The sequence below is a fragment of the Metalysinibacillus jejuensis genome (assembly GCF_003057615.1).
Lineage (GTDB): Bacteria > Bacillota > Bacilli > Bacillales_A > Planococcaceae > Metalysinibacillus > Metalysinibacillus jejuensis.
Map to the genome: position 1 here is coordinate 1 of NZ_QAFW01000047.1, position 16766 is coordinate 16766.

Consider the following 16766-nt stretch of genomic DNA (forward strand, 5'->3'; position numbering starts at 1 on the left):
GAACGTGTAGAAATTCGTATGCCTAAATCAATTATCGAGAAATTAGATAAATACCAAGAAGAAAACGGACTGTCTACAAGAACAGCAACTATTCTCGAATTATTGCGAAAAGGCTTAGAAAAATAACGTTGGCTAAAGCCAACCGAAATTCATCTCCCACCTACTCATTGGTGCTATTCGCACCTTCACATTCCTTGAGGATGGGAGACTTCTTTCGGAAAGCCGTTAAAAAGACAAATGCAGACGGCTCGATTACACCGTTTCAAGCAACAACAGCTGCACTTGCTTCAACGATTGGCGCAGCAAACATTGTCGGCGTACCTGTAGCGATTGCTTTTGGTGGCCCTGGCGCTGTCTTTTGGATGTGGGTTGTAGCGATGATTGGTATGGCTACAAAATACGCAGAGGTTGTACTCGGCGTTAAATACCGCGAAAAAAACGCAGAAGGTGAGTGGGTCGGTGGTCCGATGCACTACATCGAAAAAGGGCTTGGGTGGAAACCAATGGCTATGTTCTTCGCCTTCTTCCTAATGATTGAAATTGGCGCAAGCTCGATGGTACAGTCCAACTCCCTATCTAAAAACGTAGAGGTTGCCTTTAACGTACCGCCTGTCGTAACAGGGCTTGTCATTTGCTTCTTAGTAGCGTTAATGACAATTGGCGGTGTTAAGCGCGTTGGCGCAGTGACCGCAAAATTTATTCCATTTATGGTTGTTTTGTATTTAGGTGCAGCGCTTATCATTTTATTTGCTAACGTAACCGCAATCCCGCAGGCTTTTGCCCTAATCTTTAGCTCTGCATTTGCACCTGCACCTGCTGCTGGTGGCTTTATCGGCGCTGGTGTGGCTATGGCCATTCGCTGGGGCTTAGCACGTGGTTTGTACTCTAATGAAGCAGGTATGGGCACCGCTTCTATCGCTCATGCCGCTGCACAAACGGACCACCCTGCTAAGCAAGGCTTATGGGGTATGTTTGAAGTAACAATCGACACATTAGTCGTGTGTACCATGACAGCACTCATCGTATTAACATCAGGTGTGTGGCAAAATGTCCCTGCTGACGAAGCGAATACGATGGTAGTTGTTGCCCTTGCCGAAGTTATTGGCTCTGGCTTAGCTGGTACATTTATTACGGTATGTTTATTCTTCTTTGTACTATCAACAATTGGTGTAATTGTATTTTACGGGGAAAAACAGGCTGAATATTTATTCGGTTCATTTATCGCAAAAATTGTACGAATTAGCTATTTAGTGGCAATTGTAGTTGGCGCTATTGGCGGTTTACAATTCATCTGGCAGTTCCTTGATATTATGTTGGCACTTGTCGTATTACCTAATATTATTGCTTTAGTGTTATTAAGCGGTGAAGTTAAAACGATTACTCAAGACTACATTACTAAGTTAAAGCAATGAGAAAAATAAAATACGCAGGAAATCAATAGCATGTATTGATTTCCTGCGTATTTTTATTGTTATTTTATAAAGTCTGCATCTAATGCTTGGTAAGCTTGCTGATAGCGCCCACCATCTGCTACTTCACTATGATAAAGTGCTTTTAATGCGTAGTTTTTTTGTAAATCCATATCTCGCATTAATCCTTTTAAACGATCGTGTAATTCTCTATTTTCATTAACGAGTCGTTGCATCTGTGGTCTAAAATATTTCATTTTGACATCCCTTCCTCTACGACACGTTTTACAAACGCCTCTTTATGCTCCGTATAGCCGACAATATTACCATCATACTGCGCAATATACTCTTTCTTTAATGCTTCATACGTGTCACGTAATTCACTAGAACTACGAAGCGCGTCACGAAATGCTAAAAATGCTTGCCACTTCTCACCTTCATATACTACTACGTGCATAATATGCGTTTTTACCGCAAACGTCGTATCAACAAAGCGTGCCAAAATTAATTCTTGCTCACGCTTTACGCGTAGTTGATAAAAGCCGATTTTTTTACAAGCTTCAAAAAATTGAGGTGCAAGCGTCAAACTATCTACGCCTACCATACAATCAATAATCGGTTTTGCCTCAATCGTTGGAATCGCTGTACTGCCAATATGTGCAATACGATTCAGTGGTATACCTGTTGCCTCGTGCAATTGCTGTTGTACATCTAAAAATGCTTGATGCCAATCGTTGTCATACGGTACAACTCGGATTTCATCACCTTTTAACCCTAACTCCAAAATCATCACCTCTACTCTAGTATAGCGTGACTTGGATTATTTGTGTATATCTCGCAATGCGCGTTGTATATCGGACTTTAAGCGTTTTAGCGTTCCTGACAGTTCATCCACTTCCGTCTGTAATGTCTTTAGTTGCTTTATATATTTTTTGCGCTTAGCTGTCGATACAGTTTCATGTAAGCTTATCATAATGAACACCTCACCTCTCCTGTTGTACTACCCTTTGCAATTAACTGTAAAATAATTACTTATCTTTATGCAGTACATACATCTTCTATTATCACTCACGAAAGACCTATTCACAATAGTTGATTTAATTCATTCGTATTGCTACAAAAAAACAAATGGTTCTTTTATACCAAATCGCTTCCGCAGTCTTATTCACATTTATTTGTTCTTTGTCACTGTACATTTTTATTTGAATTTACGTACAACCCTACACATGTAAAGTTATTATGTTTTTCTCATGCGTACAGTAAAAATTTTCTTACTCAGGCGTACAGCTTTCTTACTTCGCCAAAAAATTATGTCAATTCACCAAAAAGCACGCGCAAATGTAAAATAATGCGGTATACTAGAGTAGTAAACAAAATTCATGATGAGGTGTAATAATGAACCGAGAAACAACGTATAACTTCAACGCAGGTCCTTCTGCATTACCAACTGTCGTATTAGAACGTGCGCAACAACAATTACTTAACTTTGAAGAAAGTGGCATGTCAATCATGGAGATGAGCCACCGCGGTAAAGTGTACGAAGCTGTTCATAACGCAGCGATCGAGCGCATGCGCAAACTATACAATATCCCTTCTGATTACGAAGTATTATTTTTACAAGGCGGCGCCAGCTTACAGTTCTCAATGATTCCTATGAACTTTTTAGCTGAAGGTGAAAAAGCCGGCTATATTATGACAGGCTCATGGTCTGAAAAAGCAATTAAAGAAGCTAAAATGGTAGGTGCAACTTATGAAGTAGCTTCTACAAAAGATAATCACTACAAAAATATTCCAACTACTTTTAACGTAGAAGAAGGCACACGCTATGTGCACATGACATCAAACAATACTATTTTCGGCACACAGTTTAAAACAACACCTGACATTAACGTGCCATTAATCGCAGACATGTCAAGCGATATTATGTCTAAACCTATTGATGTTACTAAATTCGCTATGATTTATGCAGGGGCTCAAAAGAACTTAGGTCCATCTGGTGTTACTGTAGCTATTATTCGCAAAGACTTCTTAGCGACTGCTAAAACAGAAAACCCAACCGTATTACAATACGCAACACATGTTAAAAACAATTCACTTTACCACACACCGCCAACTTTCGGTATTTATATGCTTGGTGAAGTATTAAAGTGGATTGAAGAACAAGGCGGCTTAGAAGCTGTAAATCAACAAAATGAAATGAAAGCAGCATTAATTTATGATGTTATTGACGGTAGCGAAGGCTTCTATACGGGTCATGCAGATAAAGATAGCCGCTCTCTAATGAACATCACATTCCGCGTAGCTGATGAAGCGCTTGAGCAACAATTCCTTACTGAAGCAGCTGAAGCTGGCTTTGTTGGATTAAACGGTCACCGTTCGGTAGGCGGATGCCGTGCATCAGCTTACAACGCTGTACCAGTAGCAGCTTGCCAAGCATTAGCTGACTTTATGAAAGCATTTATGGCAAAGCATAAATAATCGTTTGCATTATAAAAACGCTTGTACTCAACAAATGTTGGTTACAAGCGTTTTTTTGTTAATTTATTTGCAATGTCGCCAGCGGATGTAAAATGTTTGCATCTACCGCTTCTGCTGCGTCTACAAGCGAAAGCTGCGCTACAGCCAGTGTACGCGGCGCTAAAGTTCGCAACTTTTGCATGACGAGCGCATCATGCGCCTCTTTTTGACCATTTAACAATAGTTCATAAGCATTTTCGATCATGATAATTTCATAATTGATTGCGCGCCCGGCTTTATGTAAACGCGCAATAGTGCCTGAAATAGTATCTGTATTTGTAAATACTAACGTTTGCATACCACTGCGCTCCGCTAATGCCGCAAAAAATGGCGCATCAATTTTCACTATATTTTTTGGCATGGGCTCGCCCTCAATTTGAGCAATATAGTCCGTACATGTGACGTAAACATAATCAGCTTGTGTACTTAATGCTTCAAGCGTTGCTAAAATTTCAGCTTTCCGTATACGAGGCTTCACTACATGATAAATATCACTGAAAAGCGTATCCATATACACTTGATTCGTGTGGTGGGCGTGTAAACAAGCAATTTTCACAGCATTCGCCTCATATAACAGCTTTTACCGCTTTTACCGCCTCTTCTATTGAAGATACGATAACACCATTTTGTTTAATTAGCCCAATAACAAATAAATTGCGGTAGACAAATTGATTTTCTGTAGGATCTTGTTGGAGAATCGCTAATTTTTCAGGATGCGTTGTACCTTGCTGACGTACATCAGTAAAAACACCGATAATCGGACGATTAAATGTTGAAAATACTCCGATTTCTGCCGCTACACCTGCATCGATTTCTACGCCGTCTAGCACGGCTACTAATACATCACTCGCTGTTAATGCTTCAAGATCCGCCGATGCAATGGCCTCGCTCGCTGCAAAAGCCGACTTATCATTAATTGCCGGATTTTCTTGCGGCACATATAAGACGAGCTCAGGCAATGCCTCTCGTAATTGACGCGCTAATGCTTCATTAACATAACGGTCACCTAATGAAAATAACCCATTCGCTAAATATGCTTTCATTGTCTTCACCTCATGCAAATAGTATACCATTTATGCTTCTACAGGCATACGTACTTGCTGTAAATAATGCGCTAAGCTTCCTTCATACATCAGTTTGGCATACGCTAGCTCAGTTAAACAAGCAGGTGTCATAAACGCCGGGTTTTCGTGAACTTCTAGTCCACCTCTTTTAAGTACAGTAGCAACAAACTGTGAACAAAAATAGGCGTGATCTCGCTTCACTTCACGATGTAACATCACACCGAATAAACCGATAAAATTATATTTGTAGCGCGTGCGATTAGCATGCATATTGCGCACTTTTTCTTTCATTTTACGATACTGATACGGAGATACCGCAATGCGATAAATGCGACAACGCGCATTTTCAAAGAGACCTGTTTCTGCGCATTCCCGCAAAAAACCTCCACTTAACGGATTATGTAATTGTAAACGGCCAAAGCTGTACATCTCAAATAAACTTGCATCAAAGGCGATAGATGCATGGTTCATTTGTTGTTGCGTATAAAGGCCGATAGCACGTGACAATAATGTTTTGGTTTCAGTTAAAATAATATAAATCATCTTTTTCATCGTCTTCACCTACACTTTTTTCCTCTCTCGTATGTACGTGATTCACTACTAAGAGGTTTCATTCATTTTAGTATAGGGTGTAAACCTTACAAAGTTCTTTATACATTCTTAATTTTTCCTTAACATTTTAAGCAAAAAAAAAGCGATGCATGAGTTTGCCTGTACTCATACATCGCTTTTACGTTCATTTACGACGCTCACCTTTTTTATTATCACGTGGTTGAAACCACTCATCGTACGTATAATTTGTTACCATTTTGTTCACCCCCACACTGCAATATACCCCTACTCGTAATGTTAAAACCTCTATTTTTCATGCAAAGCATGCCACTTTTACTTGTTACTCATCATACAACTACTATATTATATTCACTCTAAACTTTTTACAATGAGTATATAGAACTATTATAAATATCATATTTTTAAAACTTTAGACTAAATACAGGGTATAAAACGAAATATTCTGTCTTTTTATACAAATACCCCCCTATTCGGTTACTATTCTACTACAACAAAAAAACTGACCCTTTATGGATCAGCCTTCTGGATGGCGATAACGATTTGTTAAGCCGCGTAAATAATTGCGCGCAAAACTATCACCACACTCTTTATAATTACGGTGTGTAGGGTTACGTAATAATGCGCCTAGTTCACCTTTTGAAACATTAATACCGCCATCATGTAAAATCTCAATGACATCTTCAGTCGTCAATACTAAAGCAATCTTAGTTTTCTTTAGCAACATATTGTTTGGCGCTTCTTTACCTGTCGCTTCTGGCACGGGCTTCCCTGGCTGTGCACCGCGTTTAAATGTAATAAAACCATTTAAAAAAGCTTCTAACGTCTTATTATTACAAGCGATAAATTGTGCCGGAACTTCCTCGTCCTCATACACTTTAATTAACATATTTTGTACTTCGTCTTTCGTTACTGTACTACCACCTAATTTAAAAATGGTAACCATATCACTGTCTTTGATATCAAAGGCATAGCGTAAACGAATTAGTATATCATTGTTTGTCATTTCGTAACCTCCTAAATGTTTAGTATAACAAAAAACTCGAGGGGTTTCTCCTCGAGTTTTAGCTTATTGTGCGTAATGCTGTTTTTTAGGCAGTACGTTATAAAGAATGATGCCAATCACTAAACCAACTAAAGCCGGCACTACCCAAGCTAATTGATGCTCATATAGCGGTAATACTGAGACAATATCAGTGTACCAACCAAATGAGCGAGTCTCAGAATACAGTGCGTCGTGCAGTGCGACAAATGCTGTTGGCAATAAAGTTAAAGTATAAACTAAGCTTGATTCATTGAAATAATGATCAATAAATGACACAAGCATTAATACAATTGCTAATGGATACATAAAGAATAATACAGGTACGGTTACTTCAATCAGCTTTGTTAAACCAATATTTGATAACATAGCGCTAATAAACGTAAATGTATAAATTAATCCTTTATACGAAAGCTTAGGGAATACGCGGTTAAAGAACTCCGCATTCGCTACAATTAAGCCCACAGCTGTTGTTAAACAAGCTAAAATGATAGTAGCAGCGAGTAATACTTTACCAAAGTCGCCAAATAGTACAGCGGTTGCCTGACGAATAATTTGACCACCGTTATCAAGGTAACCAATTTCCGCCACACTTGTTGCCCCAATATAACCAAGTGAAATATAAACAAAGGCTAAACCAATTGCTGCTACAACAGCTGAGAAGATCATTGTTGTAATCTGGCGTTTAGGCTCCATAATGCCACGTGATTTTAGCGTTTGTAAAATAACAATCGCAAATACAAGTGCTGATAATACGTCAATTGTAATATATCCCTGAATAAAGCCTTCAGTTAACGGATTGTCAATGTATTTACCTTGTGCCGCACCAGGTGCGCCCATCGGTGTTACTAAACTTTTAATAAATAAGATTAAAATGATTAACAATAAGATTGGCGTTAACACTTTACCAATGCGGTCAACCATTTTAGTAGGATTAAGTGCTAAATAAAGTACAATTGCAAAGAACACTAGTGATGTTAAAAAAAGCGGTACCCAGCTTTCTAGTACACTCGCTGGTAAATATTCTAAAAAGGGCACTACACCAATTTCATAAGATACGGTAGCAACACGCGGCGTCGCAAATAATGGCCCAATCGTTAAATAAATTACAGACGTAAAAATTAAACCATACATTGGATGTACACGGCTCGATAGCGTATATAAATCGCCTCCTGCACGCGCTGCTGCGATAATCGCAATTAGGGGTAAACCTACACCCGTAATTAAGAAACCGATCATGGCAAGTGTAATATGGTCTCCCGCCTGTTGCCCGAGTAACGGCGGCCCGATGATGTTACCTGCACCTAAAAATAGGGCAAATAAAAATAAACCTACTGCGATGTTCTCCTTACTAAACTGCCAAAAATTATTCATTGTAAAACTCCTTACACTCTACTTGAATTTTCAGAATATTGAAACACTTAGGCGCAACTTTATTATCGTAGCGATAATAAGCAACCACCTTAGTTGTCAGATAATTCCGAATGAAAAGTTTGTTCAAAATACTCATGTTTAGTACAATACACGCTAATGTATCCGTTGTCAAACAAAGATTCGACATAATCGAATATTATTCGCGTATTAACGAGTTTTTATTATACATAAATAACAAAAAGATGCCCTAAGTAACATAGGGCACCCTCGTAATTAACGCTCCATCATCTGTTTCCAAACTGAACCTTGCGCCTCTTCCCCGCCTTCAATGCGGGCAATTGCCATCTCAACTTGTAACTTAACTTCAAACTCTTTATCATCTAGTGCCGCGCGCAGTGCAGGTAATGCCTGCTCAGTACCTGTCTCAAACAAGAACATGGCTGCTCGCCAGCGCACTAATTTATTTTTATCTTGCAGCGCTTCCATCATGCTTGGCTCAAAAGCCGCAAAGCCAAGGTCACTCACACAGTCACCAGCTGTACGTCTTACAGCTGCACTTTTATCATGTAGTGCTTTTATAATATGAGGGACAACCGCTTCGTCTTCTACCATGCCTAGGTAAACTGTTGCAAGGCGACGTACACTCATTTTTTCGTCTTGCAAGGCTACTGCAAGTGTTGGTAAATCGGCTACAGTGGGATCACTCATCGTATCTAGCATTACAAAACGCTCCTCTGAACTCGCTTTCGTAAATGTTTCAAAATCAAGAGGCATTTTACGCGTTGGTAGTGGCTCTTGCTTAGCCAGTGCTGCCTGCTGCAATGCTGTTAATTTATCATCTGTCATTGTTAAATCAAGTTCTTTCGCAACTTCTTGTGCAACTTGTAATAAATCGCCGTAACGGACCCCATAATTGAGCCATTTACGTAAGAAAATATAGTTTTCGTCGTCTTCATCAGCAATAGTTGCCTCAAATGCTTGCACAAAACGTTCAGGCATCGCTACGCGTTTTTCTTCGTCTTGAGAAAAAGCTTTAACTTGCAGTGGAATATTTTTGTACGTTTGTACATGCACATACACTTCCCCAAACGTATCGCTTACATGCTTCGTGACATCTTCTGTTGCTTCACCAAAAACCGCACGTACATCTTTTAATACCGCTTCCCACGTAAATTTAGCATTGCGCTCAATCGCAAAAAAGTCGGCTACACGAAATACACCTTTAATGCCTTCGACTTGTAAAAGTGCGGCAATTTCGTCCGTTGCTTCTGCCGCATTTGTTTTTGTAAAATTATATGTCTCACCAAATGGTAATTCGTGATCGACTACAATTTTCATAGAATTAGGACTTGGTGTAGGCTCTATTTTAATGATTTTCATCTTACTCTCTCCTTATCCATTCACAATTTCTTCTAAATAACTCCAGCGCTCAATTAAATATTCATAACGCTCATTTAGTGCCGTTTGCTCTTCGGTTAACTGTTGTAACAACGTAAAGTTAGTACCTGCTGTAGCCATTTCGGCATCAATTTCTTCTAGGCGTGTTTCTGCCGCTTCAATATCTGCGCTAATGGTTTCCCACTCTTTTTGTTCTTTAAAGGTTAACTTTTTGCGCTCTTGCTTTGGTTTTTCTTGTACTACCACGGGAGCTTTTTCGACCTTTGGCGCTGCGGTTTGCTGGGCTAAAAATTCCGAGTACAACATTTGGTGCTCTACCACCTCGCCACCTTCGACATGCCAAAGTTTTTTGGCAATACGATCAAGGAAGAAGCGGTCATGGGAGATGGTAATAATAACGCCTGGGAAATGCTCAATAAAATCTTCTAGCACGCCGAGTGTCTCAATATCTAAATCATTCGTTGGCTCATCAAGTAGTAAAACGTTAGGTTGCTCCATTAATAAGCGTAGTAAATACAAACGCTTGCGCTCTCCGCCTGATAGCTTGCCAATAATTGTGCCATGCACATGTGCTGGGAATAAAAAGCGCTCTAGCATTTGTGCCGCCGAATAACGAATACCACTTGCGTCAGTAATATCATTAGACGCCTCGCGAATATACTCAATCATCCGTTCATTTTCGTTCATTGGTGGTAGCGTTTGTTTAAAGTGCGCGCGCTTTACCGTTGAGCCTACAATGACTTCGCCACCGTCTGAGTCTAGCTCTCCTGCTAACATTTTAAGGAGTGTCGATTTACCAGCGCCATTTGCGCCGACGATACCAATGCGATCGCCTTGACTTAATAAAAAGGAAAAATCACGAATAATGACATGGCCATCAAAAGCTTTTTTAACGTGTTCACCTTCTAATACTTTGCGTCCTAAGCGTGTAGTCGCTAAATTCATATCTAAATCTTCATCGTCAGGCTGACGCACTAAATTGTCTTTAATATCATCAAAGCGTTGCAATCTTGCTTTTTGTTTTGTTGAACGCGCTTTAGCCCCGCGGCGCACCCATTTTAATTCGGAGCGGTAGCGGTTTTGTAGCTTTTGTTGACTTGAGGCTTCCATTTCAATACGTAGCGCACGTGCCTCTAAATAATCACCGTAGTTACCTGTGTGACGGTATAATGTTTGGTCAGCTAACTCATAAATATGCGTTGCCACCTCATCCAAAAAGTAACGATCATGGGTAATAAAGATGACGGCACCTTTTAAGCGCGTGACCATCTCTTGTAGCCATGCCGTAGACTCTGCGTCTAAATGGTTGGTTGGCTCATCTAATAAATATAAATCTGCTGGTTCAATTAATACTTTCGCAAGGGCTACACGCTTTTGCTGACCGCCTGATAGTTCTGTGACAGGTTTATCAAACGTCGTAATACCAAGCTTTGTTAATGAAGATTTGGCAAGCGCGTTAACATCCCATGCCCCTTCTGTATCCATGCGTTGCTGTAAACGGAATAAATCCGTCTGCAATGCCTCAGACGTTGGGTTGGCGGTTAGCTTAACAAGCGCATCCTCGTAATCACGGTTGAGCGCTAGTACAGGTGAGTCACTCGCAAATACAGCTTGCAGTACGGTTTCGCCCTCATTAAAGGTTGGCTCTTGAGGTAAGTAAGCAATACGGTACTTATTTGGATGGTCAAAAGTTACGTCATCTGCATCCAAATCACCCGCAATAATCGACAGTAACGTAGATTTACCTGTGCCGTTAATGCCAATAAGACCAGCACGCTCGCCTTCATAAATCGTAAAATCAATATTTTTAAATAGCGTTTTATCGCCCACTGTTTTTGTTAGGTTTTGTACAATTAAATGGCTCATGCTTTACCGTCTCTTTCCATTTGTAGTTGCTGTAAAAATTGTTCCATAAAGGCGTGACGACTAGCTACTAGTTCTTGCCCTTTTGGTGTTGTCATTAAATCTTTTAGCTTTAATAATTTTTCGTAGAAGTGTGTAACACTTGCGCTGTTACGCGAGCGGTACTCGGCTTCTGTCATGTTTTCTCTTACTTCTTCTGTAGTGTCGTATAACTTGCGACCTTTAGCACCACCAAAAGCAAAGGTACGCGCAATACCCACTGCCCCAATGGCATCTAAACGGTCGGCATCACGTACGATTTTTGCCTCTAGCATTGTCGTTGCAATTTCGTTACCACCATTAAAAGAAACCGCTTCGATAATATGGCGCAACTTCGCCTCGCGCTCCGCATCTAACACAAGCATGGCAATTAAGCGATCTTCCGCCTCCTTAGAGTCAGTATATTTTTTATCACTCACATCATGCAATAATACCGCATAACGAATTAACTCCGCATCTGCCGCTGGCTCTGTTTGTAAAATCGCCTCTGCATTTTGCATAACGCGTTCAATATGATCAAAATCATGGCTTGCATCAAAGGCCGCATACGTTGCCTTTACTTGTTGTAAAAAATCCTTCATTATTATTACCACCTCTTTAGTATGGCTTTATTCTATCATTTTTCAAACACTTACGAAACAATGCAAACTTTTCAATTGACAGATAATTTTGAATATACTATAATTTGATCAAGAGTTAGCAGAAAGTTGCAACTCTTAGTGTGAGTCACTAGCAAAAGTTGTATTTGAGTGATGGCTAAATCGCTAGGCACACAACCTTAACTACCCCTTTTACGTATAAAGGTTACGACACCATCCCTTTTGTTACAAAACGCATGGTGCTACTGCCTGCATACTGACTGTTACCTGTTATAAGAAACCAAAATCCCAATTTTGTAGTACAGTGTTTGCTCAAAAGAAAGTAGGAAGATTGTTTTGCAACTTTTCAATTCCCCACTCAAATACACAAAATAGGCACCGTCTTTCGAGTGATGAAAGCGGTGCTTATTTTTGTTTTCACTTAATAACTGATAGACATTCTCAACAAAAGTGTGATACAACTTGTAAGGGAGGCGAGATTTATGACAGAAAAAACTTTTAGTGCGCCACTCTCGCTTGTCATTATACTTGGTTCACTGACAGCATTTGGCGCACTCTCTATGGATATGTACTTACCTGCACTGCCTATCGTGGCAACAGACTTACATACAACAACATCTCTAGCGCAACTTAGCCTAACAGCCTGCCTCATCGGTATGGCATCTGGGCAATTAATTTTTGGTCCACTAAGCGATAGGGTCGGGCGTCGTAAGCCCTTATTCTTTACCTTACTTATTTTTGCGGGAGCCTCTGTCCTTTGTGCGATGGCCACTTCAATTTGGATGCTTATCGCTATGCGCTTTATTCAAGGGGCATCAGGCGCTGCTGGAGCTGTCATTGCTCGTGCAGCAGCACGCGACATGTATAGTGGTAAAGATTTAACGAAATTTATTGCACTGCTATCATTAGTTAACGGGGCAGCACCGATTTTAGCACCTATCGTGGGCGGTTTTATTTTACAATTTACCACATGGCATACGGTGTTTTATATTTTAGCAGGCATCGGTATTGCTGTGTTTATGGGCGTTGTCTTTTTTCTAGAAGAAACACTTCCTATTGAAAAACGAAGCATGGGTGGCCCGCTTCAAACGATTAAAACCTTTGGTGTGCTCATTAAGGACAGTTATTTTATGCGCCTTGCCTTTGCACAAGCGCTAGGTATGAGCGCGATGTTTGCTTATATTGCAGGCTCACCTTTCGTTTTACAAAATGTGTATGGGTTATCAGAACTCGGCTTTGCTTTATGCTTTGCGACAAACGGTATTGGCATTATTATTGCCGCACAACTTACAGGTCGCCTATCCGAGCGTATCCCTGAACTCAAACTACTTGGATACGGTGTCGTGTTAGCACTAACAGGCGCACTTATTTTGACGCTTGCTGTCGTACTCCACCTGCACATTGCCTTTGTATTACTTGGCTTATTTGGTGTTGTGTCATCAGTTGGTATGGTAGGCACCTCCACTTTTTCACTAGCTATGCAAGAACAAGGAAGCAATGCAGGGAGTGCATCTGCACTACTTGGTCTATTACCTTTTGTAGGTGGCGGACTAGCCTCACCACTTGTCGGTATTATGGGCGAAGCTAACGCAATGCCTATGGCTTTTGTTATTTTAGCTTGTACAGCACTAGCTGCACTAAATTATATGACCTTGCGCCGTGCGTAAGACAAAATAAAAATGCGAGGTGCTTTTCAGCGCCCCGCATTTTTTAGTTCATCATTAAAAGTCGCCACCCGCATCAAAGCTATCACTACTGCTAACATCATCACTAGCGGTTGCGGTCATAACAGCTGTCGCCATAATAGCCGTTGTAGCAATCGTAAAGTCATTAGATGAAAAGCCATTTTGTACAGCGTAATCACCAATATGTTGACAAGCCGATTGCCAGTCTTTCATAGAGATGTGAGTCGTTGATACAAATTGCGCTAGCTCCACCATAAAATCTCGCGCTTCTACTTCACCCGTTAAGCGCTTTTGGCAGAGCTCGGCAAGTGAATCCGCATACTGTGCATCATAAGAAGCGAGTAATAACGCACCAACGAAACAGTTAGTATCTTGTTCTGTCGTTGCGACTTTTTTACGGTATAATTCCATTTCTGCGCGCAATGTATCATGCGGCTTACTTTTCACAAATGTTGTAAAGGCAAACGTTTCTTTACTCCCTTGAGAAAAGACTAAAACGATAATCGCAAGTACCACCATCACAATGGTCACAAACATCATTAAAATAAACCTTTTGCCTTACCGTCAGCTGTAACGCCCATATTTAACGCTGCTGGTTGTTTAGGTAAACCTGGCATCGTTAAAATATCACCTGTTAAACATACTAAAAAACCAGCGCCTAATTTCGGGATAATGTCACGAATCGTAATCGTAAAGCCTTCTGGACGACCGAGTAATTTTGGTTGATCAGATAATGAATATTGTGTTTTAGCCATGCAAATCGGTAAGATGTCCCAACCAAATTTTTCGATTTGCGCCATTTGTTTTTTAGCGCTGTCTGTAAATTGTACATCTGCACCACCGTACACTTTTTGCACAATCGTACGTGTTTTTTCTTCGATTGAAGCCATTACGTCATATAGCACGTGGAAGTCATTATCTTGCTCAAGCACCTCAAGTACTTGTTTAGCAAGCGCTATGCCACCCTCGCCACCTTGTTCCCAAACATTGGTCAGCGCTACACGAATACCTTCTGCCTTACACCAACTTACAACAGCATCAAGTTCAGCTGTTGTATCTGTAATAAAACGATTTAATGCAATAATAGGCTCTACACCAAATTGACGCGTAATGTCTACGTGTTTCGCTAAATTGGCCATACCTGCTTGTAATGCGCTAACATTTTCCTGTGCTAAAGCATCCTTCGCGACCCCACCATGCATTTTTAACGCACGAATCGTAGCTACAATAACCGTAGCACTCGGCTTAAATTTTGCCAGACGTGCTTTAATATTCATAAACTTCTCCGCGCCTAAATCCGAGCCAAAGCCCGCTTCCGTCACAACGATATCAGCCAACTTACGTGCCGTTTGCGTGGCCATAATCGAGTTACAGCCATGCGCAATATTAGCAAAAGGCCCGCCATGAATAAGTGCAGGTGTACCTTCTAATGTTTGTACTAAGTTTGGTTTAAATGCTTCTTTTAATAATAGCGTTAATGCACCTTCTACTTGCAAGTCACGTACAAAAATCGGCTCGCGTGCATACGTATAGCCAATCACAATGCTCGCTAAGCGCTCTTGTAAATCTTCAATGCTTGTTGCTAAGCAAAATACCGCCATAATTTCTGAGGCTACCGTAATATCAAAGCCATCTTCACGTGGCATGCCTTGCACTGGCCCACCTAAACCAACAACAATATTACGTAGCGCACGATCATTTAAGTCCATTACACGCTTCCAAATAATACGTCTTGGGTCAATGTTAAGTGCATTGCCCTGATGGATATGGTTATCAATAATTGCTGCTAGTGCATTATTAGCGGTTGAAATCGCATGTAAATCCCCTGTGAAATGTAAATTGATATCTTCCATCGGCACAACTTGGGCGTGACCGCCGCCTGCTGCTCCGCCCTTAATGCCCATTACAGGACCAAGTGATGGCTCACGTAATGCAACCATGACATTTTGATTTAATTTATGTAAAGCGTCTGCAAGTCCTACAGTTACCGTTGATTTACCTTCACCTGCTGGCGTTGGACTAATCGCTGTAACTAAAATTACCTTTGCATCCTCGCCGACAGCTGTGATTTGGTTAGGGTCAATTTTCGCCTTATATTTACCATATTGTTCGAGCGCATCAATGGGTATGCCCGCTTTCTCAGCAATTTGCGTAATTGGTTGAAGCTCGGCTTGCATGGCAATCTCTAAATCCGTTGCTGGTTTTGAATGTGTTGTCATAGATGAAACCTTCCTTCTTGTATAATATATTCATTATAGAATATTCATACATTTTTCGCTATTACTTTACGTAGGTGCATGCTATACTTTGAGGTGTTAGCATGTTTGACTAACAACTTGATAAAAGGGGGACTTTATATGTACCAAGGCGTTGTAAAATGGTTTAATAGTGACAAAGGTTATGGTTTTATCGAAGGTAGTAACGGCGATGATGTTTTTGTTCACTTCACAGCTATTCAAGCAGATGGTTTTCGCGTTTTAGAGGAAGGCGATCGTGTTACCTACGACGTCGTAGAAGGTAATAGAGGTCCACAAGCTACAAATGTGGTAAAAAACTAACGCACAGTTTCGTGCGTTTTTTATTGAAAGGATGACGAGGGTGAAAAAAATTACGATGTTGCTCGTATTGCTAACTATACTACTTGCAGCTTGCTCATCAAATACACATACGTTTCGCGCCGTTGAACAAGACTGGAAAATCAACTTAACGGCTAAGCAAAGCGCTAGCGCTACTAAGACGTACATATTCGAACTAAAATACGAGGGTGAACACCTCGATGATATGAAAGAAAAAATGATTCGTTACACAATCACTACGCCTCAAGGTACATTTGATTACGAACAGCCGCTGTCTGTTGTTGGTACCATTAAGCAAAGCGACTTCTTTAGCTGTGACGATTGTGCAATTTTACAAGAAGACGACACTATTACTGTTAATTTATATTATGATGACGCCGATCACCTTTTTACGCTAAAAGCAAAATAATAAGACTCATAGCCAATAACGATGTTGGTTATGAGTTTTTTTACTATGTACAATTACCTAAATTAAATATATTATGGAAATAGAGGTGAAATTTGGCTCATCACCATAAGTTGGGGTTGACTTACTAATAAGACCTTAATTTTCCAATAGTGTATAGAATAAAAGCGAAAACTCGTGTATCGTAATTGTTGATGAGACAAACCACGATAGGAGTTTTCGCT

At 40.4% G+C, this 16766-nt stretch carries 18 protein-coding genes; 5 read left to right on the plus strand and 13 right to left on the minus strand.

Annotated features, from left to right (window positions below; genetic code table 11):
- Positions 1-200 precede the first annotated feature (200 nt).
- Positions 201-1412 (plus strand): alanine/glycine:cation symporter family protein, encoded by a 1212-nt coding sequence (locus DDE80_RS11605; RefSeq protein ID WP_108307920.1) that lies wholly within the window; start codon positions 201-203, stop codon positions 1410-1412.
- Between the two features lie 59 nt (positions 1413-1471).
- Here DDE80_RS11605 and DDE80_RS11610 read toward each other — a convergent pair whose 3' ends face one another.
- Genes DDE80_RS11610 through DDE80_RS15160 form a run of 3 tightly spaced genes read right to left on the minus strand, consistent with a single transcriptional unit; the run spans position 1472 to position 2382 of the window.
- Positions 1472-1666, minus strand: a complete 195-nt coding sequence (locus DDE80_RS11610; protein WP_108307921.1) for a hypothetical protein — start codon at positions 1664-1666, stop codon at positions 1472-1474.
- Positions 1663-2193 (minus strand): GrpB family protein, encoded by a 531-nt coding sequence (locus tag DDE80_RS11615; RefSeq protein ID WP_161952323.1) that lies wholly within the window; start codon positions 2191-2193, stop codon positions 1663-1665. Before DDE80_RS11615 ends, DDE80_RS11610 begins: the two co-directional genes overlap by 4 nt.
- Before the next feature lie 36 nt (positions 2194-2229).
- Entirely contained in the window at positions 2230-2382 is a 153-nt protein-coding gene (locus DDE80_RS15160; protein ID WP_161952324.1) for a hypothetical protein, read from the minus strand.
- 422 nt (positions 2383-2804) lie between these two features.
- Here DDE80_RS15160 and serC point away from each other — a divergent pair, with 422 nt between their 5' ends.
- The gene (serC, locus tag DDE80_RS11620; protein ID WP_108307924.1) at positions 2805-3887 is read left to right on the plus strand and encodes a 3-phosphoserine/phosphohydroxythreonine transaminase; all 1083 of its coding nucleotides are present in this window, start codon (positions 2805-2807) and stop codon (positions 3885-3887) included.
- Between the two features lie 58 nt (positions 3888-3945).
- Here serC and DDE80_RS11625 read toward each other — a convergent pair whose 3' ends face one another.
- From DDE80_RS11625 to DDE80_RS11660, 8 genes are all read right to left on the minus strand, one after another.
- Entirely contained in the window at positions 3946-4482 is a 537-nt protein-coding gene (locus DDE80_RS11625; protein ID WP_108307925.1) for a hypothetical protein, read from the minus strand.
- 10 nt (positions 4483-4492) lie between these two features.
- Positions 4493-4969 carry a nucleoside 2-deoxyribosyltransferase gene (locus DDE80_RS11630; protein WP_108307926.1) on the minus strand — a complete coding sequence of 159 codons (477 nt, stop codon included), beginning with the start codon at positions 4967-4969 and terminating at the stop codon, positions 4493-4495.
- Positions 4970-4999: 30 nt separating this feature from the next.
- On the minus strand, positions 5000-5542 hold the full coding sequence (locus DDE80_RS11635; RefSeq protein WP_108307928.1) for a hypothetical protein: 543 nt from the start codon (positions 5540-5542) through the stop codon (positions 5000-5002).
- Between the two features lie 535 nt (positions 5543-6077).
- On the minus strand, positions 6078-6566 hold the full coding sequence (locus tag DDE80_RS11640; RefSeq protein WP_108307929.1) for a YehS family protein: 489 nt from the start codon (positions 6564-6566) through the stop codon (positions 6078-6080).
- Positions 6567-6629: 63 nt separating this feature from the next.
- Positions 6630-7976 carry a branched-chain amino acid transport system II carrier protein gene (gene brnQ, locus DDE80_RS11645; protein WP_108307931.1) on the minus strand — a complete coding sequence of 449 codons (1347 nt, stop codon included), beginning with the start codon at positions 7974-7976 and terminating at the stop codon, positions 6630-6632.
- Between the two features lie 273 nt (positions 7977-8249).
- Positions 8250-9356, minus strand: a complete 1107-nt coding sequence (locus tag DDE80_RS11650; RefSeq protein WP_108307933.1) for a conserved virulence factor C family protein — start codon at positions 9354-9356, stop codon at positions 8250-8252.
- A 12-nt stretch (positions 9357-9368) separates the two neighbouring features.
- Positions 9369-11240 (minus strand): ABC-F family ATP-binding cassette domain-containing protein, encoded by a 1872-nt coding sequence (locus tag DDE80_RS11655; RefSeq protein ID WP_108307934.1) that lies wholly within the window; start codon positions 11238-11240, stop codon positions 9369-9371.
- The gene (locus DDE80_RS11660; protein WP_108307936.1) at positions 11237-11857 is read right to left on the minus strand and encodes an HD domain-containing protein; all 621 of its coding nucleotides are present in this window, start codon (positions 11855-11857) and stop codon (positions 11237-11239) included. Before DDE80_RS11660 ends, DDE80_RS11655 begins: the two co-directional genes overlap by 4 nt.
- Before the next feature lie 500 nt (positions 11858-12357).
- Here DDE80_RS11660 and DDE80_RS11665 point away from each other — a divergent pair, with 500 nt between their 5' ends.
- Complete coding sequence (locus DDE80_RS11665; RefSeq protein ID WP_108307938.1) at positions 12358-13542, plus strand: multidrug effflux MFS transporter; 1185 nt, start codon at positions 12358-12360, stop codon at positions 13540-13542.
- Between the two features lie 54 nt (positions 13543-13596).
- Here DDE80_RS11665 and DDE80_RS11670 read toward each other — a convergent pair whose 3' ends face one another.
- Positions 13597-14100 (minus strand): hypothetical protein, encoded by a 504-nt coding sequence (locus tag DDE80_RS11670; RefSeq protein WP_108307939.1) that lies wholly within the window; start codon positions 14098-14100, stop codon positions 13597-13599.
- Entirely contained in the window at positions 14100-15779 is a 1680-nt protein-coding gene (locus DDE80_RS11675; protein WP_108307941.1) for a formate--tetrahydrofolate ligase, read from the minus strand. The genes DDE80_RS11670 and DDE80_RS11675 overlap by 1 nt, the downstream gene beginning before the upstream one ends.
- Positions 15780-15917: 138 nt before the next feature.
- On the opposite strand from DDE80_RS11675, the gene DDE80_RS11680 reads away from it, so the two are divergent.
- Complete coding sequence (locus tag DDE80_RS11680) at positions 15918-16118, plus strand: cold-shock protein (protein WP_108307943.1); 201 nt, start codon at positions 15918-15920, stop codon at positions 16116-16118.
- Between the two features lie 40 nt (positions 16119-16158).
- The gene (locus DDE80_RS11685) at positions 16159-16545 is read left to right on the plus strand and encodes a hypothetical protein (protein WP_108307945.1); all 387 of its coding nucleotides are present in this window, start codon (positions 16159-16161) and stop codon (positions 16543-16545) included.
- Positions 16546-16766: the final 221 nt, after the last annotated feature.

Excerpts from the sequence above, each read along its gene's own strand:
- DDE80_RS11605 (WP_108307920.1), top strand. The coding sequence starts at position 201 with ATGGGAGACTTCTTTCGGAAAGCCGTTAAAAAGACAAATGCAGACGGC.
- DDE80_RS11610 (WP_108307921.1), bottom strand. The coding sequence starts at position 1,666 with ATGAAATATTTTAGACCACAGATGCAACGACTCGTTAATGAAAATAGA.
- DDE80_RS15160 (WP_161952324.1), bottom strand. The coding sequence starts at position 2,382 with ATGATAAGCTTACATGAAACTGTATCGACAGCTAAGCGCAAAAAATAT.
- serC (WP_108307924.1), top strand. The coding sequence starts at position 2,805 with ATGAACCGAGAAACAACGTATAACTTCAACGCAGGTCCTTCTGCATTA.
- DDE80_RS11630 (WP_108307926.1), bottom strand. The coding sequence starts at position 4,969 with ATGAAAGCATATTTAGCGAATGGGTTATTTTCATTAGGTGACCGTTAT.
- DDE80_RS11635 (WP_108307928.1), bottom strand. The coding sequence starts at position 5,542 with ATGAAAAAGATGATTTATATTATTTTAACTGAAACCAAAACATTATTG.
- DDE80_RS11640 (WP_108307929.1), bottom strand. The coding sequence starts at position 6,566 with ATGACAAACAATGATATACTAATTCGTTTACGCTATGCCTTTGATATC.
- brnQ (WP_108307931.1), bottom strand. The coding sequence starts at position 7,976 with ATGAATAATTTTTGGCAGTTTAGTAAGGAGAACATCGCAGTAGGTTTA.
- DDE80_RS11650 (WP_108307933.1), bottom strand. The coding sequence starts at position 9,356 with ATGAAAATCATTAAAATAGAGCCTACACCAAGTCCTAATTCTATGAAA.
- DDE80_RS11655 (WP_108307934.1), bottom strand. The coding sequence starts at position 11,240 with ATGAGCCATTTAATTGTACAAAACCTAACAAAAACAGTGGGCGATAAA.
- DDE80_RS11660 (WP_108307936.1), bottom strand. The coding sequence starts at position 11,857 with ATGAAGGATTTTTTACAACAAGTAAAGGCAACGTATGCGGCCTTTGAT.
- DDE80_RS11665 (WP_108307938.1), top strand. The coding sequence starts at position 12,358 with ATGACAGAAAAAACTTTTAGTGCGCCACTCTCGCTTGTCATTATACTT.
- DDE80_RS11670 (WP_108307939.1), bottom strand. The coding sequence starts at position 14,100 with ATGATGTTTGTGACCATTGTGATGGTGGTACTTGCGATTATCGTTTTA.
- DDE80_RS11675 (WP_108307941.1), bottom strand. The coding sequence starts at position 15,779 with ATGACAACACATTCAAAACCAGCAACGGATTTAGAGATTGCCATGCAA.
- DDE80_RS11680 (WP_108307943.1), top strand. The coding sequence starts at position 15,918 with ATGTACCAAGGCGTTGTAAAATGGTTTAATAGTGACAAAGGTTATGGT.